The 22,799-nt window shown below is 73.5% G+C and carries 22 protein-coding genes; 9 read left to right on the top strand and 13 right to left on the bottom strand.

All coding sequences use genetic code 11. The features are described 5' to 3' along the window. Positions 1 to 155: 155 nt before the first annotated feature. The 3 genes from EMA17_RS13200 (at position 156) to EMA17_RS13190 (ending at position 6,258) form a co-directional block, all read left to right on the top strand. Positions 156 to 1,898: an RNA ligase family protein gene (locus EMA17_RS13200; RefSeq protein WP_126637114.1), complete on the top strand. Its 1,743-nt coding sequence runs from the start codon at positions 156 to 158 to the stop codon at positions 1,896 to 1,898. Beyond that, on the top strand, positions 1,898 to 4,786 hold the full coding sequence (locus EMA17_RS13195; RefSeq protein ID WP_126637113.1) for a poly(A) polymerase: 2,889 nt from the start codon (positions 1,898 to 1,900) through the stop codon (positions 4,784 to 4,786). The genes EMA17_RS13200 and EMA17_RS13195 overlap by 1 nt, the downstream gene beginning before the upstream one ends. A gap of 206 nt (positions 4,787 to 4,992) precedes the next feature. Then, a complete protein-coding gene (locus tag EMA17_RS13190; protein ID WP_126637112.1) occupies positions 4,993 to 6,258 on the top strand; it encodes a cytochrome P450 family protein in 1,266 nt (421 codons plus the stop codon). Here EMA17_RS13190 and EMA17_RS13185 read toward each other — a convergent pair. The 4 genes from EMA17_RS13185 to EMA17_RS13170 all read right to left on the bottom strand — a co-directional run bounded on the left by EMA17_RS13185 (position 6,238) and on the right by EMA17_RS13170 (position 10,612). Further along, the gene (locus EMA17_RS13185) at positions 6,238 to 7,053 is read right to left on the bottom strand and encodes an ABC transporter ATP-binding protein (RefSeq protein WP_126637222.1); all 816 of its coding nucleotides are present in this window, start codon (positions 7,051 to 7,053) and stop codon (positions 6,238 to 6,240) included. The genes EMA17_RS13190 and EMA17_RS13185 overlap by 21 nt on opposite strands. 26 nt (positions 7,054 to 7,079) lie before the next feature. Beyond that, complete coding sequence (locus tag EMA17_RS13180; RefSeq protein ID WP_126637220.1) at positions 7,080 to 8,072, bottom strand: FecCD family ABC transporter permease; 993 nt, start codon at positions 8,070 to 8,072, stop codon at positions 7,080 to 7,082. Positions 8,073 to 8,219: 147 nt separating this feature from the next. Beyond that, positions 8,220 to 9,359, bottom strand: a complete 1,140-nt coding sequence (locus tag EMA17_RS13175; RefSeq protein ID WP_126637221.1) for an ABC transporter substrate-binding protein — start codon at positions 9,357 to 9,359, stop codon at positions 8,220 to 8,222. A gap of 203 nt (positions 9,360 to 9,562) precedes the next feature. Then, positions 9,563 to 10,612 carry an aldo/keto reductase gene (locus EMA17_RS13170; RefSeq protein ID WP_126637111.1) on the bottom strand — a complete coding sequence of 350 codons (1,050 nt, stop codon included), beginning with the start codon at positions 10,610 to 10,612 and terminating at the stop codon, positions 9,563 to 9,565. Between the two features lie 178 nt (positions 10,613 to 10,790). On the opposite strand from EMA17_RS13170, the gene EMA17_RS13165 reads away from it, so the two are divergent. The 4 genes from EMA17_RS13165 to EMA17_RS13150 all read left to right on the top strand — a co-directional run bounded on the left by EMA17_RS13165 (position 10,791) and on the right by EMA17_RS13150 (position 13,128). Next, positions 10,791 to 11,348, top strand: coding sequence for a MerR family transcriptional regulator (locus tag EMA17_RS13165; protein WP_246126629.1), 558 nt, complete (start codon positions 10,791 to 10,793; stop codon positions 11,346 to 11,348). A 33-nt stretch (positions 11,349 to 11,381) separates the two neighbouring features. Beyond that, entirely contained in the window at positions 11,382 to 12,011 is a 630-nt protein-coding gene (locus EMA17_RS13160; RefSeq protein ID WP_126637110.1) for a TetR/AcrR family transcriptional regulator, read from the top strand. 4 nt (positions 12,012 to 12,015) lie between these two features. Further along, complete coding sequence (locus tag EMA17_RS13155; RefSeq protein ID WP_246126628.1) at positions 12,016 to 12,741, top strand: YqeB family protein; 726 nt, start codon at positions 12,016 to 12,018, stop codon at positions 12,739 to 12,741. Between the two features lie 96 nt (positions 12,742 to 12,837). Beyond that, positions 12,838 to 13,128: a type II toxin-antitoxin system RelE family toxin gene (locus tag EMA17_RS13150; protein WP_126637109.1), complete on the top strand. Its 291-nt coding sequence runs from the start codon at positions 12,838 to 12,840 to the stop codon at positions 13,126 to 13,128. A 44-nt stretch (positions 13,129 to 13,172) separates the two neighbouring features. Here the strand turns inward: EMA17_RS13150 and EMA17_RS13145 are convergent, their stop codons facing one another. The 4 genes from EMA17_RS13145 to EMA17_RS13130 all read right to left on the bottom strand — a co-directional run bounded on the left by EMA17_RS13145 (position 13,173) and on the right by EMA17_RS13130 (position 16,509). Next, positions 13,173 to 13,961, bottom strand: coding sequence for a class I SAM-dependent methyltransferase (locus EMA17_RS13145; RefSeq protein ID WP_126637108.1), 789 nt, complete (start codon positions 13,959 to 13,961; stop codon positions 13,173 to 13,175). A 117-nt stretch (positions 13,962 to 14,078) separates the two neighbouring features. Beyond that, the gene (locus EMA17_RS13140; protein WP_126637107.1) at positions 14,079 to 15,425 is read right to left on the bottom strand and encodes an RNA polymerase sigma factor; all 1,347 of its coding nucleotides are present in this window, start codon (positions 15,423 to 15,425) and stop codon (positions 14,079 to 14,081) included. Between the two features lie 5 nt (positions 15,426 to 15,430). Then, complete coding sequence (locus tag EMA17_RS13135; protein WP_126637106.1) at positions 15,431 to 15,781, bottom strand: YciI family protein; 351 nt, start codon at positions 15,779 to 15,781, stop codon at positions 15,431 to 15,433. A gap of 122 nt (positions 15,782 to 15,903) precedes the next feature. After that, complete coding sequence (locus EMA17_RS13130) at positions 15,904 to 16,509, bottom strand: TetR/AcrR family transcriptional regulator (protein ID WP_126637105.1); 606 nt, start codon at positions 16,507 to 16,509, stop codon at positions 15,904 to 15,906. 161 nt (positions 16,510 to 16,670) lie between these two features. On the opposite strand from EMA17_RS13130, the gene EMA17_RS13125 reads away from it, so the two are divergent. After that, a complete protein-coding gene (locus EMA17_RS13125) occupies positions 16,671 to 17,333 on the top strand; it encodes an NUDIX domain-containing protein (RefSeq protein ID WP_126637104.1) in 663 nt (220 codons plus the stop codon). Here the strand turns inward: EMA17_RS13125 and EMA17_RS13120 are convergent. The 3 genes from EMA17_RS13120 to EMA17_RS13110 form a co-directional block, all read right to left on the bottom strand. Continuing rightward, complete coding sequence (locus EMA17_RS13120; RefSeq protein WP_126637103.1) at positions 17,330 to 18,247, bottom strand: aminoglycoside phosphotransferase family protein; 918 nt, start codon at positions 18,245 to 18,247, stop codon at positions 17,330 to 17,332. The two genes, EMA17_RS13125 and EMA17_RS13120, sit on opposite strands and share 4 nt — an antisense overlap. 146 nt (positions 18,248 to 18,393) lie before the next feature. After that, positions 18,394 to 18,858: a hypothetical protein gene (locus tag EMA17_RS13115; protein WP_126637102.1), complete on the bottom strand. Its 465-nt coding sequence runs from the start codon at positions 18,856 to 18,858 to the stop codon at positions 18,394 to 18,396. A gap of 113 nt (positions 18,859 to 18,971) precedes the next feature. Then, the gene (locus EMA17_RS13110; RefSeq protein WP_126637101.1) at positions 18,972 to 19,577 is read right to left on the bottom strand and encodes a TetR/AcrR family transcriptional regulator; all 606 of its coding nucleotides are present in this window, start codon (positions 19,575 to 19,577) and stop codon (positions 18,972 to 18,974) included. Between the two features lie 104 nt (positions 19,578 to 19,681). Here EMA17_RS13110 and EMA17_RS13105 point away from each other — a divergent pair, with 104 nt between their 5' ends. Next, positions 19,682 to 20,629, top strand: a complete 948-nt coding sequence (locus tag EMA17_RS13105; RefSeq protein ID WP_126637100.1) for an NAD-dependent epimerase/dehydratase family protein — start codon at positions 19,682 to 19,684, stop codon at positions 20,627 to 20,629. Between the two features lie 79 nt (positions 20,630 to 20,708). Here the strand turns inward: EMA17_RS13105 and EMA17_RS13100 are convergent, their stop codons facing one another. Both EMA17_RS13100 and EMA17_RS52905 read right to left on the bottom strand, forming a co-directional pair. Next, positions 20,709 to 21,386: a class F sortase gene (locus EMA17_RS13100; protein WP_126637099.1), complete on the bottom strand. Its 678-nt coding sequence runs from the start codon at positions 21,384 to 21,386 to the stop codon at positions 20,709 to 20,711. Next, entirely contained in the window at positions 21,373 to 22,035 is a 663-nt protein-coding gene (locus EMA17_RS52905; protein WP_246126642.1) for a hypothetical protein, read from the bottom strand. Before EMA17_RS52905 ends, EMA17_RS13100 begins: the two co-directional genes overlap by 14 nt. Positions 22,036 to 22,799: the final 764 nt, after the last annotated feature.

Raw genomic sequence — 22,799 nt, 5'->3', positions numbered from 1 at the left:
CGGCTCCACCCCACGACCCGGCACCGCGCGCCGCGCCGCGCCCCGAACCCGGCCGAAATTCGATGGCCCCGCACCACCCCGCCTCCTACAGTGACCGAGGCTCCCGCGACGCTCGGGGCCGGATCGGACGCGGAGGATCGGGAGCGGGAGAGGACATGCGTACGCACTATCCGCGCACCCCCCATGTCCCCTGGTCCCCGGGCGCCGGCGCCGACGACATCCGGTCGGGCGATCTGTCCGCGCTCCGCGGCCTCGAGGTCGTGGTCACCGAGAAGCTCGACGGCGAGAACACCACGCTCTATTCCGACGGGCTGCACGCGCGCTCGCTCGACTCGCGACACCACCCCTCACGTACCTGGGTCAAGGGACTCCAGGGCCGGATCGGCGCCCGGATCCCGGCCGGGTGGCGGGTGTGCGGGGAGAACATGTACGCGCGCCACTCGATCGGCTACGACACACTGGCGAGTTGGTTCTACGGCTTCTCGGTCTGGGCCGGCGACGACTGCCTCGACTGGGACGAGAGCACGCGCTTCCTCCGCCGCCTGGGCATACCCGTGCCGCCGGTGTTGTGGCGCGGCGTCTTCGACGAACGCGCGTTGCGCGCGATCCGGCTCGACCCCGCGCGACAGGAGGGCTTCGTCGTACGCTCCGTCGAGACCTTCCCCCGCGCGGAGTTCGGCCTCCGGGTGGCCAAGTGGGTGCGCCGCGGCCACGTACAGACCGACACGCACTGGATGCACGCCGCCGTGACCCCCAACGGCCTCGGCCCGAACGCCGCGCTGTGGGACGTCCGTTCCGGCGCCGAGCCCGACCTCCCGGCCCTGCTCCACCTGCTGGGACGGGACGAACCCACCGCCGGCACCGTCGAATCGGCGGCCGACGCCTGCGCCCGCATCGACGTCCTGGGCCGCTCCGGCGACGCCCGACTGGCCGGCGTCCTGGCCGCCGCCCTGCACTCCGAGCCCCGCGCCGCGCTCGCCGCCGAATCGGCGTCGGCGCTCGGCATGCCCGCGGCCCGCCGGATCGCCGACCTGGTCGGCCTCCAGGCCCTGCTGCGCCGCCCGTTCCCGGACGACGAACGCCCGCGCGGGCTGGCCCGGTTGGCGGTCGCCGCCGACCTGGGCGTACTGCACGCGGTCGCCGGCGCCGTGGCGGCCGCCCGGACCGATCCCGACACCACCGCGGAGGACGCCGCCGCGGAACACGAGCGGGTCGAGTGGTCGGCCCTGCTCGCCGCCGACGCCGGCCTCACCGACGAGGCCCCCCTGGCGCCGGTGCGTGCCCGGGCCCGCGCCGCGTTCGCCGACCTGCCGCCGGACGTGGCCGACCGGTGCTGGGCCGAACTGCGCGACGCCCACGCCAAGGGCTGGGCCATGCCGCCCGAGGCGACCCGCCGGCACTGGTCCGGGGACTTCCCCCGGCTGGTCCACCTGATCGGCCGCTCGGGCAGCGGCAAGAGCACCTACGCCCGCCGACTCCCCGACGTCGCCGCCCACATCGCCCTCGACGACCTGCGCGAGGCCCGCGGTGCCCGGGCCGACCAGCGGACCAACGGCGACGTGTTGCGCGAGGGTCTGGATCGCCTCGACGCCGCGCTCGCCGCCGGGGGTACGGTGGTCTGGGACGCCACCTCGCTCACCGGCCCGCAACGGGCCTCGGTGTCCGCCATCGCGCGCCGCCGCAACGCGCTGACCACACACACGATCGTGCTGGTCGGCGAGGACGAGCTGACCGCTCGCAACGCCACGCGCGAACATCCGATCCCGCCGGCCGTACTCGCCGCGCAGGGACGCCGGTTCGCCCCGCCCTACCCCGGACAGGCGAGCCGGACCCGGTACATCGGTGCGGGCGGCACCGTCGACGACGTCGCCGGCTCCCTGGACGCGGAGGACGCGTGATGCGTACCAGCGAGGAGATCTACCACCGGGTGCGCTGGGATCCCCGATTCGACCCGGCCCGCTTCGTGCTCGCGGTCAGCCGGCGCGGCGCCGAGCCGAAACGCATCGCGCTGCCCGCGTTCGTCCCGGGCGGGGACATCCCGTGGCATCGGGTGTTGCGGATCGAGGCGGACGGCGAGGTGGTGTGGGATCGGGCCGAACGCGTGGACCGGATCGACACCTGCACCGTCGGCCGCGCACACGACCCGCGCCGCCTGCGCGCCCCCTTCTTCACCGCACGCGAACCGTACGCCTTCGACCCGGCCTCGGGGCGCTGGCTGCCCGCGCCCGCACCCACGACGACATCCGCCGCCGCCCGGACCGGCAACTCCGCGGCCACCGCGCGAATCCGCGTACTGACCTGGAACACGCTCTGGGACCGCTACGACGCCGACCGCATCGACACCGCACGCCGCCGACCGCGCCTGCTCACCGCGCTGGCGGCGGCCGACGCCGACGTCATCGCGCTCCAGGAGGTCGAACCCGACCTGATCGCGCTGCTCACCGCCGAACCGTGGCTGCGCGCGGCGTACACGATGGACACCGATCCCGCCGGCCGGGACATCGCCGACAGCGGACTGGTACTGCTCAGCCGACTGCCGGTGCGCGAGGCCGGGCGGCACATACTGGGCCCGTTCAAGGCCGTGGCCGCGATCACCGCGGACACCGGCGTCGCACCGCTGGTCGTCGCCGTCACCCATCTGACCAGCGACCACGCCCAGGACGGCCCCGGTCGCCGCCGCATCGAACTCGCCGCGCTCGCCGACGGGTTCGCGGGCGTACCGGACGACCTGGTCGTGGTCGGCGACTTCAACGACGGCACCGCGGGCCCGACCGGACCCGCCGCCGCGCTCGGACTCACCGACGCGTGGACGCAGGTACACGGCCCCGACGACCACACGCCCACCTTCGACCCGGGCGCCAACCCGCTCGCGGCGATCGGCTCGCGCACCGGCCGCGCCGCACGTCTGGACCGCGTCCTGCTCCGCGCGGGCACCTGGCGCACCGAAACGGCGGTGCTCCGCGGCGACGAGCCCGACCCCGACGGCCTGTACATCTCCGACCACTTCGGCGTCCAGGCCGACCTCGTGACCGGCGCCGACACCCGCTCCGCCGTCCTCGACGCGGCCCCGACCGCGCGCACCGCACTGGCCTGGTTGCCCCCCGAGCACCTGTGGCCGGACCTCCAGGCTCTGCGCCGCGCCCACGACCCGCAGGTGGACCGCTGGCCACCGCACGTCAACATCCTCTTCGGCTTCGTCCCGGAGGCCGCCTTCGCCCGCGCCGCCCCGCTGCTCACCACCGCGGCGGAGCACATCGCGCCGTTCGTCGCGGAGTTGTCCGGCGTACACACCTTCGGCCACCGCGAGGACGCCACCGTCTGGCTGGACCCGGCGGCGGCCGTCGAGGGCGCGTGGGCCCATCTGCACCGGACCTTCGCCCGCCACTTCCCCAACTGCCACGCGCACGGCAGGCCCTACACCCCGCACCTGACCCTGGGCCGCAGCGACGACCCCCGGCGAACGGCGGCCGCGTGCGCGGCCCGCCTGAACCCGACGTCCGCCCGGGTCGACACCCTGGTCCTCCTCTCCCGCCGAGGCGACGAGCCCATGCGACCCAGGGCCGTCCTGACCCTGGGCACGGGAACCCTGAGGTGGCTACCGGAAAACAGGGCCGACACCCATGGGTCGTCCCTCCCCACGGATCCGGAACGGGACGCGCGCGCACGGCGGATCGCTCGGCGCATCGCCGGGGCGTTGGACGAGGGCGTCGTGTCCGTGGTCGGCTCCCGGCGGATGGGCTGCGCCGCCCCCGACGCGGACCTGGACCTCGTACTGGCCCTGCCCGGCACCATCGACCTCGGCGAGGTGGCGGCCCGGGTCGCCACCGCCCTGCCCGAGGCCGGCGGCATCCGTCCCGTGGTCGGCGCCCGCGTACCCGGACTGCGCCTGAGCGTCGGCGACACGACCACCGACCTCGTACTGGTCGGCACCGGACGAATCCCGCCCGCCGACGCGGTGGACCGCCGGGCCGAACTCGCCGAACCCGCCGCCGTCGCCCTGAGCGCGGTCACCGACGCCGACGCGATCCTGAGCGCGGTCGGCGCGGCGCACGCCGGGTTCGCCGTACTGTCCCGCCGGGTCAAGGCCTGGGCGCACGCACGCGGCCTGGACTCGGCCCCCTTCGGCGGACTCCCGGGCGTGGCCTGGTCGATACTCGCCGCCCGAACCACCGTCGACGCCGCCCCCGACGCCACCCCGGACGACCTGCTCCGAGACTTCTTCGCCGGCTGGGCCGCGTGGGACTGGCACACCCCGGTGACCCTCTCCCACCGCGGCACCCACCCCGAACCGACCACCACCACCGAGGCACCGATGTCGATCCTGACACCGAGTCACCCGGTGCGCTCCTGCACCGAACAGGTGTCCCCCGGCGGCCACGACCTCCTGACCGACGAGCTGTACCGCGCCTGGGAGATCCTGACCGCCGCGGAGTCCGACGGCATCGACCCCTGGTCCGAGGCGACCGAACCGCCTCCGCTGCACCGCCGTCACGCGGCCTGGCTCGTCCTGACCGTACTGCCCTGCTCCCCCGACGAGTTCGCGGCGACCACCGGCCGGCTCCGGGGCCGCGTCCGCTCATTGCTCAAACTCCTCGAGGAGGCCGGCATCCGGGACGCCCACGCCTGGCCCCGCCCCTTCGACGCCGGCACCCGCTACGCCATCGGCCTCGGCGCCGACCCGCCCATCGCCACCGACCTCGCCAAGTGGACCGACCGCTGGTCCCGCTCCCTACCGGGCATCACCCTCACCCACACCGACGGCGGGGCGATCCCGACCCTCACCTGATTCCCGGCCACCCCCGCCCGCCGGCCGCGCGCCGATTCGATGCCTCGGCGCGGTTGTCATACCTCGCCACGAGGCGTAGAAGAGAGGGGAACGCACCGCCGGGGGGATTCGGTGTGCTTGGCGAACTCCGCGTCGCGAACTCCGCTTCACCAAGTGCCGCTCGGCCCGGCGGTGATCCCGGATGTTCCCCGCGAAGGGAGCCAGGCATGTCGGCAGAGCCCGTTCAACGATGCCCCGTTCTCGACCCCACCGCCCACGCCGCACACGCGCAGGCCGCCGCGCTGCGCGCGCGAGGCCCGGCCGTGATGATCGAACTCCCGAGCGGCGTGAACGCCTGGGCCATCACCCGGCACGGCGTCATCCAGGCGCTGACGCTCGACCCCCGCGTCTCCCGCGACTTCCGTCGACACTGGCCCGGACTGGTCGACGTACCCGCCGGATGGCCACTCGCCCCGGTCGCGCTCCAGCAGGGCTTCGTCAACAGATACGGCGAGGACCATCGCCGCCGACGCGCCCATGTCGCCCCAGCGTTCGCGCCGCGCCGCGTGCAACGTATGCGCCCACAGGTCCAGGCGACCGCGGATCGTCTGGTCGACGCCATCGCCGCGGTCCCGCCCGGGGAGAGCGTCGACATCCGCGGCACGTTGTCCCTGCCGTTGACCATGACGGTCATCTGCGACCTGCTGGGCGTGCCCGACACCATGCGCCGCACCCTCGGTGCCGCGATCGACGCGATCCTGGACACCGCGGCCGACGCCGCCACGGCGATCGCCCATCAGGTCGAACTCCAGGCCGGATTGAACGAGTTGCTGGACTACAAGCAACAAAACCCCGGCCTCGACGTGATCACCGACCTCCTGGCCACAACGGAGCACGGGAGCGCCACCACCGGCACGACCCCACCCGTTCGCCAGGAACTGCTCGACTCGCTCTTCCTCATGCTCGGCGCCGGCTACGAAACCTCGGTGAACCTGATCACCAGCGCCCTGTACGCCCTGCTCTCCCACCCCGAACACCTGGACCGGCTCCGGGCGAGGACCATCGACTGGGACGACGTCATCGAGGAAACCCTGCGCCACAACGGCCCGGTCATGTTCCTCCCCATGCGCTACGCGATCGAGGACATCGACCTGGGCGAGGGCGTCACCATCCGTCGGGGCGACCCGATCATCATCGGCTTCGCCGCCGCCGGCCGGGATCCCGCCGTGCACCCGAACGCTCCCGACACCTTCGACCCCACCCGCGCCGACAAATCCCACCTGGCCTTCGGTCACGGCCCGCACTACTGCCTGGGCGCCCACCTGGCCCGCCTGGAAGCCGAAGTGGCCCTGACCACGCTGTTCGACCGCCTTCCCCACCTGGCCCTGTCCCACCCGGACCTCCCCCCGCCCCCGGTCCCCTCCCTGCTGGTCAACGGCCCGGCCCACCTGCACATCACCCCCACCCCGGCATCACCGGCGCAGGCCGGATGACTCGACCGCCGGCACCTCCGCCGCGGCCGTGGTCCGGTGGTCCACCGCGATCAGGAGGTCGCCCGTCAAGGGGTGATCCAGGACGGCCGCCCTGATGCCGAAGACCTCGGCCAGCAGGGCCGGGGTCAGCACCTCCCTCGGGGTGCCCGACGCGCGGACCCGGCCCTCGTGGAGCACGTGCAGGCGGTCGCAGACCGAGGCCGCCGCGTTGAGGTCGTGCAGGGCGATCAGCGTCGTGCGGTCCTGGGCCCGGAGGAGGGTGAGGAGTTCGACCTGATGGCGCACGTCCAGGTGGTTGGTCGGTTCGTCCAGGACCAGGACGTCCGGCTCCTGGGCCAACGCCCGGGCCAGTAGCACCCGTTGGCGTTCGCCGCCGGACAGCGTGGCGAAGCGGCGGCCCTGGTGCTCCTCCACGCCGGTCTGCACCAGCGCGATCAGTACCGCCGCGCGGTCGGCGGCGCTGTCGCCCGCGAACGCCTTCTGGTACGGGGTGCGTCCCATCGCGACCACCTCGCGCACCGTGAACTCGAAGTCGCTCTCCCGCTCCTGCGGCAGTGCCGCCACGTGTCGGGCCGCCGCGGCCGGGGTCATCGACCGCAGGTCGCGCTCACCCAGCAGGACTCGGCCGCCCTGCGGCTTCAGGTGGCGGTAGACCGTGCGCAGCAGGGTGGACTTGCCGCTGCCGTTGGGTCCGACCAGACCGGTGATCTCCCCGGCGGCGGCGATCAGTTCGACGCCGGCCAGGATGTCCCGCCCCGCCAGCGCGACCCGCAGATTCTCGACGGTGATCCGCATCGTGTCGTCGGCCGTCGCCTCACCGCTCATCGGGTCTCCAACCGTCGATCGAGCAGGAGCAGCAGCACCGGTGCGCCGATCACGGCCGTGACCACGCCGATCGGCAACTCCTGGGTGCTCACCGCGGTCCGGGCCAGGGTGTCGACCGCGACCAGCAGCACCGCGCCGAACAGCGCGGACACCGGCAACAATCGACGGTGGTCACCGCCGATCAACAACCGGCACACGTGCGGGACCATCAGCCCCACGAAGCCGATCGCCCCCGACACCGAGACCAGCACCCCGGTCAACACACTGGTCACCGCGAACAGTTCGCGCCGCAGCCGGGCCACGTCCACACCGAGCCCGGCGGCCGTCTCGTCCCCCATCAGGAGCGCGTTCAGCGCACGGGCGCGGGCCTGGAGCACGAGCAGGCCGAGCACGACGGCGGTCGTCGGCAGCGCCAACTGGTCCCACTGGGCGCCGCTCAGACTGCCCATCAGCCAGAACAGCACGCCGCGCGTCTGCTGTTCGTCGCCCGCCTGCAGGACCAGGAAGCTGGTGAACCCGGACAGGAACTGGCCCACCCCGATCCCGGCCAGCACCAGGCGCAGCGGGGAGAATCCGCCGCCGCGCCGGGCCAGCGCCCACACCAGCGCGAAGGCCGCCAGCGCGCCGGCGAAGGCCGAGGCGGACAGGCCCCAGCCGAGCACACCGCCCGTGCCCGCCCCGAGCACGATCACCGCGATCGCGCCCAGCGAGGCGCCGGAGGAGATGCCGAGCAGGTACGGATCGGCCAACGGATTGCGCACCAGGGCCTGCACGGCGGTGCCGACCAGGCCCAGCCCCGCGCCCACCACGGCGGCCAGCAGGGCGCGCGGCAGCCGGAGTTGCCACACGATCAGGTCCCGCGTACCGGCCTCCGGCGGCTCGCCCCGCAACCGCCGCCCGACCACCGACCACACCTCGCCGATCGGGATGTCCACCGACCCGAAGGACACCGCCGAGGTCAACGCGACCACCAGCAACACCGCCAGCACCGCGACGACCCACGCCGTACGGGCCGTACGCGTCGCGCCGGCCGGACCACCCGTACGGCCGCCGGCGGACGCGGCGGATCCCGTCGCGACGACACCCTCACCCGCCCGGCGACGAATCCGCGGCTCGGACACCGAACGCACCCGCGCCTACCCCGCGGCCGGCGCGGAGGCGGAAGCCGAGGCCGCGGACCCCGCCCCGGGCGCGGCCCCCGTCCCGGGCTTGACCAGATCCGGGTGAATCCGGCCCGCGATCTCCCGCACCGTGTCCGCGTTCCGCACCCCGGCGATCGTGGTCCGCTCCGACCCGACCCGGACGAACTTCCCGTCCCGGACCGCCGGCAGCCCCTTCGTCGCGTCGAACGTGCGCAGGAAACGCTCCGCCTCGTCGAACGCCTTCGCGTTGGCCTCCGCGCTGCCCTTGTCCCGCACGCCGAGTTGGATCCAGTCCGGGTTCTTCCCGACCACCTCCTCCCAGGACACCGGCTTGAAGTCACCCACGCAGTCGGCGAATACGTTGCGCGCGCCCGCCTGGGTGATCACCGCGTTGGCGACCTGCTTGCCACAGACCGCAATCGGCTGCTTGGTCCCGGCGTCGAAGTCGAAGAAGAAGTACGTCGGCCGCCGATCCCGCGGCACGCCGGCGAGCGCGTCGCGGACCGTGCCGACGGTCCGTCGCATGCCCGCGACCAGCTCCTCCGCCCGGGGCGAAGTCCCGGTGACCGCGCCCAGTTGCCTGATGTCGGCCTCGACCTCGGCCAGATCCTCCTGCGCGCCCGGACGTTTGCTCGCACACGCGGTGGACTTGAGGTAGATGTGCTTGATCCCGGCCGCCGCGAACTCCTTCGGCGACGGCCCGGCGCCCATCGCCCCCATGCCGCTCATGTCGGCGAAGGTGTCGATGTACAAGTCGGCGCCCGAGGCGAGCAGTCGCTCCTTCGGAATGACCATGTCGCCGAGCACCTCGACCCGTTCGGCCTGCGCCGCGAACGGTGCCGGCATGGTGCCCTTGCCGGGCGGGAAACCGGTACCCACCACTCGATCCCCCGCGCCGAGCCAGAACAACATCTCCAGGCTGGACGCGTTGCTGGTGACCACCTTCCTCGGCGCCGCGGTGAACGTCGTCTCGGCCCCGGCACAGTCGGTCACCTTCACCGGGAAGCCGGCCGACCCGGCGTCGCCAGACCGTGCCGCCGATGCCGACGCACCCGATCCGACCTCGGCCGTCTTGTCGGAGTCACCACCACACCCCGCCGCGAACAACGCCACCACCGCGGCCACGCCGCACACCTTGCTCGCCCGCACAGATTCGCTCCCCGGAAGTACCGTCAGGTGGCCCGCGAAGGCGGACCCGGGGAGTCAGTCGGGCGGGACGACCGGGAAGTTCCCGAGGAGAGCGGGTTCGGCACCGGGACGCATGAGCGAGGATCGCGGGATCGCGCACCGACGGCACGGATACCGGGCCGACACCGCCGGCCCGGACCGAGGCACCGTCACCCCGCCGCCCGCTCCCCCACCGCCCGCCGCCGCAGCGCACTGCGGGCCACCGCCGGATGGGTCCACGCGCCGTCCGGGTGGTAGACGTTCGTCCCCGGCGGCACGATCTCGTCGATCCGGTCCAGCGTCGCGTCGTCCAGGACCAGCGAGGCGCCCTTGATCGCCGCCATCGCCTGCTCCATGGTGCGCGGCCCGATGACGACCGAGGTGACCGCCGGGTGCGCGGTCGGGAACGCCATCGCCAGCTCCGGCAGCGTGCAGCCGATCTCCTCGGCCAGCTCGACCAGTCGCTCGACGATGTCGAGTTTGGTGACGTTCACCGGCAGGGTCGGATCGAACCGCCCGGGATTGAGCCGGGCCCGGCCCGAGGTCAGGTCGATCGGCGTGTCCTTGCGATGGCGGCCGGTGAGGAACCCGGAGGCGAGCGGGCCCCAGGTCAGCACGCCCATGCCCAACCGCTCGCACACCGGGAGCAGCGACGCCTCGACGCCCCGGGCCAGGATCGAATACGGCGGCTGCTCGGTCCGGAACCGGTACAGGCCGCGCCGCTCCGCCACGTGATACGCCTCGACCACGTCCTCGGCGGGGAACGTCGAGCAGCCGAACGCCCGGATCTTGCCCTGGCGGACCAGATCGGTCAGCACGGCCAGGGTCTCCTCGATGTCGGTCGAGTCGTCCGGGCGGTGGATCTGGTACAGGTCGATGCGATCCGTCCCGAGCCGACGCAGGCTGTCCTCGACCGCGGTCAGGATCCAACGCCGCGAGTTGCCGCCGCGGTTGACCCCCTCCCCCATCGGAAAGTGCCCCTTGGTGGCCAGCACCACGTCGTCCCGGCGACCGCGCAGCGCCTTGCCGACGATCTCCTCGCTCTCGCCGGCCGAGTACATGTCGGCCGTGTCCACGAAGTTGATGCCCCGGTCCAGCGCGGCGTGCACGATCCGGACGCAGTCGTCGTGATCGGGGTTGCCCACCGCGCCGAACATCATCGTGCCGAGCGCCTGCACGCTGACGTGCATCCCGGTGCGGCCGAGCGGGCGGTATCGCATGGTCGTGCTCCTTGTTCCTGGGCTCCCGGCCGGGGTCCCCCGACTGCCGGTGATACCCGGTGGCGGGCACACTCGTACGGCCCGACCCGCCCCTCGGCGGGCCGGCGCGAGGCCCGCTCCGGTGCCCGGCAATCTATGAGCTGGACCCGACTCCAGGTCAAGCCCCATCCTGGGGCGCGTGACGCAGAACCCCGACAACAGCCCCGCGGACCACCGGCCGGCCGAGCACGCGGGCGACGACGCCCCGGACCCCCCGGGCGACCTGAGCATCGGCGAGGTCGCCGCCCGTACCGGCCTGACCATCGACACCCTGCGCTTCTACGAACGCGAGGGCATCCTGGCCAACCCGGTCCGGCGCGGCCCGGGCGGACGCCGCCGGTACGCCGAACACGACATCGCCTGGCTGAACATGTGCATCGTCCTGCGCGGCTCCGGCATGCCCATCCCGGCCATCCGCCACTACACCGAACTGGCCCGGGCGGGCGAAGGCACCGAACGCGAACGCCTGGCCATCCTCCGCGAGCACAAGACCCGAATCGCCGGCCAGATCGCCCAACTGCACCAGTGCATGGACCTGATCGGCTACAAGATCGGCGTCTACGAGGACTACCTCGCAGACGCCGAACCCGAGACCGATCCCGAACCCGAGCCCGAACGCGGGCTCGAACGCGGGCTCGACGCGGGTGACGACACGGCGAGCAACGACGCCGAAAGCGCCATCGATGCTATTCTCTGACTGACCGATCAGTCATGGAAAGGCGGCGATCCCGTGGCCCGCACCACGGACCCCGAGCGGGTCGCCCGACGCCGCGAAACGATCGCCGTCGCCGCCGCCGCGCGCTTCGCGGAGCAGGGGTTCGAGGCGACCACCGTGGCCGACATCGCCCGGGCCGCCGGGATGAGCGCGGCGAGCGTCTTCTACTACTACCCCGACAAGCGCGCCGTCTTCCGGGCCGTCTTCGAACGCGATCTGCCCCTCTCGCGCACGCTGGTGGATCGCCACGCGGGCGCCGCCCACCCCGCGGCGGCGATCGTCGACCTGGCCACCGACCTCGCCGCCGACGCCCGGGACCCGCACGCGGCCGGGATCCTCGTCGAACTGCTGCGCCAGATCGACCGGGATCCCGAACTGGTCGAGGTGATCACCCGAACCGAAGCCGTGGTCCAGGAGGGCCTGGTCGGCCTGATCACCCGCGGCATCGTCGACGGCACCGTCGACCCCGCGCTCGACCCGGCCGAGACGGCGACCTGGATCCGGAACCTGGTCGACGCGGTCTACCTGGGCGCCCACCCCGACCGCGACGCGATACCGGCCCTGCGCCGCACCGTGGCCCGCTACCTGGCCCCGGAGCCGAGTCCCGACCCGACCGGCGACCCACGAGAAAGCGAGACGAAGTAAGACCATGGACGCGACAGCGGTCGACGAACAAGCCGTCACGATCCGGATGCCCCAGGTGTGGCTGTGGCTGATCGGCGTCGGCACCGCCCTGCTCGGCTTCGGCGCGGGGTTCGGGGTGGGCCCGCTGGTACGCGCCCTGTTGGACCTGACCGGCTCGGCCCCCGCCCCACTGCGTCTGGCCGCGCGCCTGCCGACCGCGTGGGCGGTACCGGCCCTGACCCTGCTCGGCGCCGGGATCGGCGCCTGGATGGCGGTCGTCGCACACCGGGAGAGCCCGGTCGTGACGGTGACGGCCGAAGACATCACGATCCACGTGGACGGCGCCGGCCTCCTGGTGCGTCGGGACCGGATCGCCGCCGTGTTCACCGACGGCCGGGACCTGGTCGCCCTGGACGCCGCCGAGCGGGAACTGATCCGGGTCCGCGCCGGCGACCTGTCCACCGAACACCTGCGCGACGCCTTCGCCCGCTTCGAATATCCCTGGCGCGGTACGACCGACCCGCGCGAGGCGGACTTCACCCCCTGGGTCGACGGCACCCCCGACCTGGAGGAAGCCGCGCACGCCCTACTGCGCACCCGCAAGCGCGCCCTGACCGACAAACGCCCCGGTGCGGCGGAGCAGGCCCTGGACGATCTCCGCGCCCGAGGCCTCGCCGTCCGCGACCGCAAGGGCGCCCAGCAGTACCGCCGCCGCAGCCGCCCGCACCGCCCCGAGGCACCCGAAGCCTGACCGGAGCCGCCCACCCGACCCCGCCCCGATCTGGTCAGCGCGTCGGCCGGCGGCTACCGTCCCCTCAGGACCGGAACGCCAGGGGAGGGGAGCGCCGTGAAGGCTCATCCGAGCGGCCCGTACCGCGTGGAGTACACGGAGACGGCCGCCGCCGTCCGCGACTCGCTGCCGCCCGAGCGCCGCGCGCAGCTCACCAAGGCCCTCCAGGTACTCGCGCGCGACCCGTACACCAAGGCCTCCGCTCCGATCGGCCCCGACGACGACACCCGCCAGGCGATGGTGGCACCGGCCCTGCTCATCGAATACGGCGTCCTGCGCGGCGTCATGGTCGTCGTCGTGGTGACGGTCCTCGACGGCATGGAATTCCTCGGCGACACCGACACCTGACCGAGGACCGGGCGACGCCGTCGCCCCACCGCCGCGAAGCCCGCTCAGCGACGCGCCACCACCATCCGCGCGCGCGGCTCGTGATGCCACTCCCCCGCCACGGCCCGACGCAGGAACTCCTCGCGCAGTTCGGCCATGAACGCCTCGCCCCGGGCCAGGGTCGACGCCCGCAGCGGACCGGAGCGGGTGAACGCGTCGAAGAAGGCCGCCGCGTCCGGGTGGGACATCGGGTACACCAGGTCCACGTCCCGCTCGATCGTCGCGCCCCGCCCGGTGATCGCGGCCGGGAGACGCCCCTCCCAGGAGCGGTCGGACGCCGGCGTCCGGGCCCGGACCACCTCGCCGAGCAGCGCGAACGGGCCGGTCTCCTCGATCCCGTCCGGCCAGAAGACCACCGCGAGCCGTCCGCCCGGGCACAGCGCCCCGACCCACGAATCGAGCGCGTGGTCCGGCTCGGGCAACTGCTGGAGCCCGAACACCGACACGATCGCCGCGCACCGGCCCGTCCACCGCGCGTCCAGGGTCGAGGCGTCGCCCTCGACGACCGTGACCCCGGCCCGGCCGGCCACCCGCTCCCGAGCCAGTCGCACCATGCCCGGGGAGAGGTCGAGACCGACGATCTCCCGGTCGTCGAAGTCCTCGGTCAGCAGTTCGAATTCGGGAAAGGTGCCACAACACGGCACCAGGATCGGCCCGTCCGGCAACGACCCGACCGCGGTCACCGCCGCCCGTACCCACGGCGCGAATCGGGGCACGAAGTAGGCCTCGTACCCCTCCGCGGCCTCGTCCCAGCCCCGTGCCACCCGCGCAAGCCGCTCGGCCCGATCCTCCACGCCCGCACCCCTCGCCACGACCCCCGGGGCGACACCCGCCCGGGACGGCCGAGCCCGACCGCGCCTCCATGATCCCGCCGGCTCCGCCGCCGGCCGCCCGAGCCGCGCCGACGAACGTCACCCGTCCCGCGTACCGGCCGCCGAATCCGAGTCCGAACCGGCACTCGAACCCGACCCGGCCCCGGCCGCCGCCGAAGCCGCCGCCAGCCCCCGCGACAAATGCGCCCGTTCCGGATCCGTACCCACCTGCTCCAACGCCTCCCGATAGGCCACCGCCGCCTCGGCGAACCGCCCGCACCGGTACAACAACTCCGCCCGCGCCGCCGGATACGGATGATGCCCCCGCAACCTCGGCTCGTCGGCCAGCGCGTCCAGCAGCACCAGGCCCGCCTCCGGACCGTCCCGCATCGCCACCGCCACCGCCCGGTTCAGCGCCACGATCGGCGACGGCGTGAGCGCGAACAACACGTCGTACAGCGCCACCACCTGCGGCCAGTCCGTGGTGGTCAGATCCGCCGCCTCGTCGTGCAACGCGGCGATCGCGGCCTGAACCCCGTACCTGCCGGGCGGCCCACCCGTCAGCGCGACCCGGACCAGCTCCCGGCCCTCCTCGATCATCGCCCGGTCCCACCGCCCCCGGTCCTGATCGGCCAACAACACCAGCGCCCCGGCCGCGTCGGTCCGCGCCGCGCGGCGCGCGTGGATCAGCAACATCAGCCCGAGCAGCCCGGCCGGCTCCCGTTCGGCGGGCAGCAGCCGGCGCAGGATCCGGGCCAGCCGGATCGCCTCCTCCGCGAGGTCCGACCGCTGCAACGTCGGCCCCGAGCTGGCCGCGTACCCCTCGGTGAAGATCGAGTAGAGCACCTGGAGCACGCCCGGCAATCGGGCCGGCAACTCGTCGACGCCGGGCACCCGGAAGGGGATGCGGGCCTCGCGGATCTTCTTCTTCGCCCGGACGATCCGCTGGGCCATGGTCGCGGTCGGCACCAGATACGCGCGGGCCACCTCGGGTGTGGTCAGCCCGGCCAGGCAGCGCAGCGTCAGCGCCCCGCGGTCCTCGGCGGGCAGGGCGGGATGCGCGCACGTGAAGAACAGCTGGAGTCGTTCGTCGGGCAACTCGCCGTCGGCGTCGGCCGCGGGCGCCGGATCGGCCCGGTCCGCCTCCACCTGCAACACGGCCAGCCGTGCGGCGTAGGTCCGGTCCCGACGCAGCCGGTCCACCGCCCGCCGCCGGGCCGTGGTCAACAACCAGGCGCCGGGGCGCGACGGCACGCCGTCGACCGGCCAGTGCACCAGCGCCGCCTCGATCGCCTCCGAGGCGACCTCCTCGGCCAGGTCCAAATCACCGAAGCGGCGCGAGAGGGAGGCAAGCAACCGGCCCCGTTCCTCGCGGAACACCGATTCCACCGAGGCGTCCACGCCCGCTCGCGCGGGTTCGTCGGGGCCGGCGGCTCGCTCGTCCATCGCGATCAGACCGAGAAGTCGGCGATCGGCCGGACCACCATCGCGCCGCTGCCCCGGGCCCCGGGACAGCGCGCGGCCCAGTCGAGCGCGACGTCCAGATCCGGCACGTCGATCACGTAGAACCCGCCCAGCACCTCCCGGGACTCCGCGAACGGCCCGTCGGTCACGGTCCGCTCACCGGCCTCGCCGACCCGCACCGTGGTCGCGGTCACCAGGTCCGCCAGCGACTCCCCGGACACGAAGATGCCCGCGTCCTTGACCTCCTTGTCGTAGGCCATCCACTCCTCGACGCCGCACTCGGGGGCCCCGCCCTCCGCGTCGACCGCCCCGCTGTGGATCAACAACATGTATTTCATGGTCCGACTCCCGTCTTGTCCGATGGTGTCCCGCCCGGCAGCCGGCCGGCCTGCCGCACACCAGGACGACGAACGAGAGGCGGCCGGATCGACACGACCGACGAAACTTTCTTCGTCGCCCCCTACCCCTCGGCCAATCCGTCGATCCACTCCAGCAGCCGCGCGCCCTGCACGACCATGATCTCCGGATCCCGGAGCGTGTTGGTCAGCAACGACATGCCCTGGTACGCACCGACCAGGGCCATCGCCGATTCGCGCGCGTCGTCGCCGCGCCCCATCGCCCGGAACTGTTCCCCGGCCCAGTCCAGCAGCAGCCGCATCACGTCGGCGGCGAGCCGAGCCGGTTCGTCCTCGCGCTTGTCCAACTCGGACACCAGCGTGCCGAACGGGCACCCGTACCGCACCGCGAGGTCGCGCTCCCCCACCCAGCCCTCGACCAGGGCGCGCAACCGCTCGCGCGGAGTGGGCAGTTCGGCCAGGGCCGCGATCAGCTCGCGCAGCCGCCGCTCGTGGTCGCCGACGGCGGCCTCGACGAGTTGGTCCTTGGTCCGGAAGTAGTAGTAGACGTTGCCCACCGGCACGTCGGCCTCGGCGGCGATGTCGGCGAGTGTGGTCCGCTCGACCCCCTGCCGATACACGACCCGCGCGGTCGCCGCGACCAGCCGCTCCCGCTTGCCGGGCCTGCCGTCGGCCCGGCTCCGGCTCTTCTTCTGCACCGAGTCAGTCATCTCACTAACGACTATAGACAGACGGCCGGCAAACCCCCTGCCACCGAACGCCACCGCGGTCCTCCCGCGACCGGGCCGGCATCCTGACACCCCGGCCCGCACCCCCGCCCGATCCCACTCCGCTCCGCTCCGCTCCCCTCCACGAGACGAAAGGTCACCCGATGACCGACGGCATCGACACCCCCGACCGGCGCGGTCGCACCGGCCTCGACCGCTACGGCCGCGACCTCACCCGCAACCCGAGGGTGCGGATCCACGACGTGGAGGTGTTGTCCTGCGACTGGTACGTGCTGCGCAAGACCACCTTCGACTACCGACATGCCGACGGTCACTGGAGCCGCGAGCAGCGCGAGAACTACGACCGGGGCGACGGTGCCACGATCCTGCTCTACGACGCGGAGCGGCGCACGGTGCTGCTGACCCGCCAGTTCCGGCTGCCCGCCTACGTCAACGAGCACCCGGACGGCTTCCTGATCGAGACCGCCGCCGGCCTCCTCGACGGCGACGCCCCCGAGGAGGCCATCCGCCGCGAGGCGGCCGAGGAAACCGGACACGTGGTCGGTACGCCCGAACACGTCTTCGACGTCTACATGAGCCCGGGTTCGGTCACCGAGCGGGTGCACTTCTTCGCCGCCCCCTACGGCCCCGGCACGGCCACCGCCCTCGGCGGCGGGATCGCCGCCGAGGGCGAGGACATCGACACCCTGGAACTGCCGTTCACCGAGGCGTCGGCGATGATCCGGGACGGCCGGATCGCCGACGCCAAGACCATCATGCTGCTGCAATGGGCGGCCCTGGACGGCCCGTTCCGCGCGAAGGACTAGCGGCGCAGCAGGGCCTCGGCGAGCGCGACCTGGGCGGGGTCGAGGGCGGTGCCGCCGTCCTCGACGTCCCACAGCGCGTTCTGCAGGATCCGGCCGAGGGTCCAGCCGGCGGCGCGTTGTCGATCCAGGCCGACCACCTCGGTGAGTCGGTCGAAGCGGCGGTACACCGTGCGGGTCACGTCGCCCGTCGCGACGACCTCGGCCCAACGGCTGTCCAGCGCGGGCCACAGGTCGAATCCCGGGTCGCCGGCCAGCGGTTCGGGGTCGATGGCCAGCCAGGGCTCGCGCTCGCCGGCCAGGACGTTGTCGTAGTGCAGGTCCCAGTGCAGCAGACGGTCGCCGGGTTCGTCGATCAGTTCGGCCACGGCCGACGCGCAGGTGCGCACGAGCCGGCGTTCGGCCGGGTCGGACAGCGCCGCCACCGCGCGGGGTGTCTCGTCGAGCATGGCCGCGGCGATGTCGGCCAGTCGGCGCATCCCGGCCGGTGCCGGCACCGCGACCAGGCGGGCCATCAGCTCGGCGAGGGTCTGCGTGGCGACGGTGTCGTCGGGCAGCGCCGCCAACGTGCGCGTCGCGTCGAGGCGTTCGAGGAGTTGGGCGTCGGTGTCCGGGTCGTGGTCGAGCAGGCGCACGATGCCGTCGCCCCGCCAGGCCCGCAGGCCGGGCACGACGCCGGCGTTGTCCTCGGCGACCCGCTGGAACCGCAGTACGGCGGGCGTACCGTCGGCGCGGGTCACCGGGAGCACGACGGCGGCCATGCCGTTGGCGACGGGGCCGTCCGGACGCAGGGACCAGCGGTCCATGACGTCGGCGGCCAGGGTCGGCAGCGCGGCGATCCAGGCTCGACCGTCGGCGGTCCCGTCGTGCGCCGCGGCGAACGTATCGGGGACGTCGAGGGGTGTCGACGTGGTCATTTCGGTTGTCTCCTTCGTGAGATCCGGTTTTCATGCGGGTCCGAAGGAGTCACGGGGGTGCCCGGGGCGCGGGCAGGCGTCAACGCATGTCGTGCAGCCTATCCGCCGGACGCGGAGCCGGGCGTGGCGCGGGACGCGGAACCGGGTCAGGCCACATCGCGCAACATGCGTCCGGCGTAGACGTCGCTCACGTGTCCGCGCAGGTGTGCCCAGACCGCGACGGAGCAGGGGAACTCGCTGTCCCGGTAGGCGATGTAGACGGTTTCCGCGCGTCGGAACAGGCCGTGTTCGGCGTCCTGTGGCTCCGGCCACTCGCGGACCACGGCGGCGGCGTGCTCGGCGTCGACGCAGCGCAACGGCACCACGGCCAGGCGCTCGTACTCCCTGGGCACGGTGTGCGCGATGACCTGGACGTCGCCCATGTGCCGCCCGAACGCCCGCAGGTGATCGGCGCGCGCCCAGGGGCGGTTGGACTCCCAGGTACCGCACGAGCACCTGGCGCGCGTGGCGACGAAACCGAGTGCGTGGTGGTCGCCGGGGTAGGTGGTGAACTCGATCCGGTGGCGGTCGAGGCGCACCAGCGGGTCCTGGGTGTAATTCGGCATGCTCATGAGGGTTCCCCCGAGGTGAGGTCGCGTGGTAATGGGACGAGCGTAGGCAAGCCCACCGACAACGGCGACCGGATTATTCGGCTTCGGTTCCCTGTTCGACCGCGGTCGACCGGCTACCCGGCCGGCTCCGGGTGGTGACCGCGACAGGCGGCCTCCAGGGCCAGGCGCCAGCGGCGGTCGGCGCACTCCTCGTCGCCCAGCGCGCCGCGCAGTTCCAGACTGGCCAACCCGTGTACCAGGGCGCTCAAGTGGGCGGCTATGTCCGCCGGGTCGGCGGGCCCGAAGCGGCCGGCGTCCACACAGCGGGCGACCGCGCGCAGCAGCGTGTCGTAGGTGCCGCCGATCCGGGCCAGGTCCGCCTCGTCGGGGCGAAAGTCGGCGATCGGTCGACCGAACATCAGGTCGTAGCGGTGCGGATCGGCCCGGGCCGCGGCGCGGTAGGCGTGACCCAGGGCCAGCAGGTCGGCCTCGGGGTCGCCGTCCACCGGCACCCGGGCGAACCGCTCCTCCAGCGCCGCGAAGCCGTCCAGGAACATCGCCCGCAACAAACCCGCCTTGTCCTCGAAGAGGTTGTAGACGGCGGTCGTCGAAGTACCCACCTCGTGCGCGACCCGCCGGGTGCCGAGCGCCTGCGGCCCCTCGGCGGCGAGCAGTCGACCGGCGGCGTCGAGCAATGCGCGGCGCAGGTCGTCCCAATCGCGCGTACGTGGCCGTCCCATGTTGACAACTGTAACGCAACGCTGTTACATAACACTGTAATCAAAATCACCCCACCGGGGACGGGCCGTCCGCCGCCGAGTCGGGGCCACCCTCGGGAGCCCGCATGTCCACCGCGTCCGAACTGCACGTGGTCCTCGGCGCCGGCGGCGCCGTCGGCGCCACTCTCGTCGACGAACTGCACGCTCGCGGCCGGCGGATCCGGGCGGTCAACCGCAGTGGCGGGCTCACCGTGCCCGAGGGCGTCGAGGTGGTGCGCGGCGATGTCACCACGCCCGACGGCGCGACCGCCGCGTGTGCCGGGGCCGCGGTGGTGTACCACTGCGCGGCGCCGGCCTACACGGCCTGGGCGAGCGAGTTCCCGGCGCTGACCGACGCGATCCGCCGGGGCGCGGCGGCGGCCGGGGCCAAGCTGGTGTTCGCCGACAACCTCTACATGTACGGGCCGGTGGGCACCGCGATGACCGAGGACATGCCCCACGCCGCGGCGTACCCGAAGGGGCGGGTACGGGCCGCGATGGCACGGGCATTGCTGGCCGCGCACGAGGCCGGCGAACTGCGGGTGGCCATCGGGCGGGCCTCGGACTACTTCGGGCCGCGCGGGGTGAACAGCACGGTGGGCGACACCGTGTTCGGCGCCGCGGTGCGGGGCAAGGTGGTGCGCTGGGTGGGGCCGTTGGACCAGCCGCACTCGTTCAGCTACCTGCCCGACTTCGCCAAGGGCCTGGCGGTGCTCGGCGAGGACGCACGGGCCGACGGCCGAGCCTGGCACGTACCCACGGCCGAACCGCTGACCGGCGAACGGTTCCTCGCCCTGCTGTTCACGGAACTGGGCCGGCCCGGCAAGTCCGCGGCGGTGAGCCACACCGCCCAACGCCTACTCGGCCTGGTGAACCCGACGGTCCGCGCGCTGGGCGAAACCTGGTACCAACGCGACCGGCCCTTCACCGTCGACTCCACCGCCTTCACCGACACCTTCGGCCCCCTCCCCCCGACCCCCCACACCACGGCGATCGGCGAAACCCTGTCCTGGTTCCGCGAGACGACCACCTGAGCCCACCGCGACACACGGGCCCGAGCCGGTTCGCGAACCGCGATCCGTCCCCGGGTCGGTGTCGTGGGCCATCGCGGGGTCATCGGGTGGCGGTCAGGTGGGCGAAGACCACGACGTTCGCGGCGTAGCCGGTGCGTTTGTCGTAGTGGCCGCCGCAGGTGATCACGCGTAGTTCGGCGGCGTCGGTGGCGCCGTAGACGGCGTCGTCCGGGAAGGCGTCCTTCGGGAAGGACCGGACCGCGTCGATGCTGAACACCGCCGTCCTGCGGTCCCGGCGCTGGACCTCGATCCGGTCGCCGACGCGCAGCAGGCCGAGCTTGAAGAACACGGCCGGGCCGGAGCGGGTGTCGGCGTGGCCGACGGTGACGGCGTTGCCGCGAGCCCCCGGCGCGACCCCGTCGCGATACCAGCCGACCAGGTTCCTGTTGCCCACCGGCGGGGAGGCCAGCCGGCGGTCCGGACCGGTGCCGAGGGTGCTCATCGGCGCGTTCACGCCGATCGCCGGGATCCGCATCCTGACCGGCACCGACACCGGCAGCGGTGCGGCGTCCACCCGGCGCGGCCCGTCCGCGGGCACCCGGGCGTGCGGGACGGCGGCCACGTCCGCGACGGGAGCCGGCGGCCGTTCGACGCTGCCGTCCCCCGACCCGTGGTGGACCAGCCACAGTCCGGCGATCAGCGCCAACGCGGTCGCTCCGGCCGCCAGCGGGCCGGAGCGACGGGTACGGTGCGCCGACCGTGTGTCAGGACGTGCCATCGCCCGTGGCCCGGCGACGACGGACGAGGTGGACCCCGAAGCCGGCGAGGGCGGCACCGGCCACCACCGCGCCGACGGTCACCTCGCCCGCGTCGAACGTCGAAGCCCCGCCGCCGCCACCGGCGTTGACGCTGCCGGCCGGACGTCCGCCGGTGGTACCGGCCGTGGTGCCACCCGTGGTACCGGCTGTGGTGCCGCCCGTGGTGGTGCCGCCGGTCGTCCCCGGAGGGCAGTCGACCATGAAGACCTTCTGCTTGCCCGCCCCGTTCTCGCCCGCGAAGGTCCACACGAGCTTGTACTGGCCGTTGGGCAGGGTGAGGGTCCCGGTGTGCCCGGTGCCGTCGGTGAGGGTGATGGAACCCCCGAGCACGGGGCCGTCGGCCTTGGGCGGTTGCGCGGCGATCGTGTAGGTGACCTGCTGCACCGTGTCGAAGTTGAACGCCGCCAGATAGAACAGGCAGACCTTGGGGTCGTTCCGCTGGTCCGTCGGCGGGGTGGTGCTCGCGTGCACCTTGACGTCACCGTTGTCACCCGGCGCCAGGGGCAGCGCGTACGCCGGGCCTGCGCCGGCGAATACGGCGGCGCCCAGCGCGATCGCCGCGACGGTCGGCCGCCGGAGACGGGTGGTCGAACTGCGTAGGGATGCCATCACGATGAGCGCTCCACGAGGAGGGTGAGCGACACCAGTCGCATCACCTGAAAATGGGACATTCCGACGGTGCCGCCTCGTGCACCCACCCCCACGCCGACACGCACCACATCAACCCGATTTCACCCGTATAACCCAACCCCCCACCCCAACAACCACCGCCCCAACGAACGAGGCGAGGACCGGGCCGAGCTGGGAGGACGCGGCCGGGCGGGGCCGGAAGCCTGCCGGGCCGGGCCGGACGCGGCCGACCAAAGGCCGGGCGGAGACCAGGGGGCCTGGCCGGGCTGGACGGGGCCAAGCGGGGGCGACGGGGCGGGGTCGCGCCGAGTGGGGCCAAGCGCCGGGCGTGGCTGGACAGCAGCGGAACGGGGTCCGAGCGGGGCCGAGCAGGGCCCAGGCAACCGCCGAGCGGACACCGAGCCGGGCCGCGCAGGAGCCCGAGTGGAGACCGGGCTGGCAGCCGGGCGAAGGCGGGATGGGGTCAGCCCGGAGCGGGCGCCCACCGAGCGGGAGCCGGACGGGGGCGGGGCGGGAACCGGAAGGCGGCGGGCGCCGACACCAGGCGAAGGTCGGGTGGCTTGGGGTCGAGGGGCGGGCGCCGAACGGAGGTGGGGCCGGCAGCCGGGCGGAAGCGGGATGGGTCCCGGTCGGAGCGGGAGCCGGACGGGGTCGAGGCCGGACCGAGGCGGGGACCGAGCCGGGCAGGAGCCGGATGGGACCGAGTAAAGACCGGGCCGGCAGCCGGGCGGCGGCGGGATGGG

Source organism: Embleya hyalina, assembly GCF_003967355.1.
GTDB classification, from domain to species: domain Bacteria; phylum Actinomycetota; class Actinomycetes; order Streptomycetales; family Streptomycetaceae; genus Embleya; species Embleya hyalina.
The sequence above is the reverse complement of the archived record's forward strand: the minus strand, read 5'-3'. Positions and strand labels throughout refer to the sequence as shown.

What these genes read in the sequence shown, in the direction of transcription:
- EMA17_RS13195 (WP_126637113.1), top strand. Translation starts at nt 1,898, where the DNA reads ATGCGTACCAGCGAGGAGATCTACCACCGGGTGCGCTGGGATCCCCGA.
- EMA17_RS13130 (WP_126637105.1), bottom strand. Translation starts at nt 16,509, where the DNA reads ATGACTGACTCGGTGCAGAAGAAGAGCCGGAGCCGGGCCGACGGCAGG.
- EMA17_RS13140 (WP_126637107.1), bottom strand. Translation starts at nt 15,425, where the DNA reads ATGGACGAGCGAGCCGCCGGCCCCGACGAACCCGCGCGAGCGGGCGTG.
- EMA17_RS13105 (WP_126637100.1), top strand. Translation starts at nt 19,682, where the DNA reads ATGTCCACCGCGTCCGAACTGCACGTGGTCCTCGGCGCCGGCGGCGCC.
- EMA17_RS52905 (WP_246126642.1), bottom strand. Translation starts at nt 22,035, where the DNA reads ATGGCATCCCTACGCAGTTCGACCACCCGTCTCCGGCGGCCGACCGTC.
- EMA17_RS13100 (WP_126637099.1), bottom strand. Translation starts at nt 21,386, where the DNA reads ATGGCACGTCCTGACACACGGTCGGCGCACCGTACCCGTCGCTCCGGC.
- EMA17_RS13200 (WP_126637114.1), top strand. Translation starts at nt 156, where the DNA reads ATGCGTACGCACTATCCGCGCACCCCCCATGTCCCCTGGTCCCCGGGC.
- EMA17_RS13125 (WP_126637104.1), top strand. Translation starts at nt 16,671, where the DNA reads ATGACCGACGGCATCGACACCCCCGACCGGCGCGGTCGCACCGGCCTC.
- EMA17_RS13135 (WP_126637106.1), bottom strand. Translation starts at nt 15,781, where the DNA reads ATGAAATACATGTTGTTGATCCACAGCGGGGCGGTCGACGCGGAGGGC.
- EMA17_RS13155 (WP_246126628.1), top strand. Translation starts at nt 12,016, where the DNA reads ATGGACGCGACAGCGGTCGACGAACAAGCCGTCACGATCCGGATGCCC.
- EMA17_RS13110 (WP_126637101.1), bottom strand. Translation starts at nt 19,577, where the DNA reads ATGGGACGGCCACGTACGCGCGATTGGGACGACCTGCGCCGCGCATTG.
- EMA17_RS13170 (WP_126637111.1), bottom strand. Translation starts at nt 10,612, where the DNA reads ATGCGATACCGCCCGCTCGGCCGCACCGGGATGCACGTCAGCGTGCAG.
- EMA17_RS13120 (WP_126637103.1), bottom strand. Translation starts at nt 18,247, where the DNA reads ATGACCACGTCGACACCCCTCGACGTCCCCGATACGTTCGCCGCGGCG.
- EMA17_RS13115 (WP_126637102.1), bottom strand. Translation starts at nt 18,858, where the DNA reads ATGAGCATGCCGAATTACACCCAGGACCCGCTGGTGCGCCTCGACCGC.
- EMA17_RS13185 (WP_126637222.1), bottom strand. Translation starts at nt 7,053, where the DNA reads ATGCGGATCACCGTCGAGAATCTGCGGGTCGCGCTGGCGGGGCGGGAC.
- EMA17_RS13190 (WP_126637112.1), top strand. Translation starts at nt 4,993, where the DNA reads ATGTCGGCAGAGCCCGTTCAACGATGCCCCGTTCTCGACCCCACCGCC.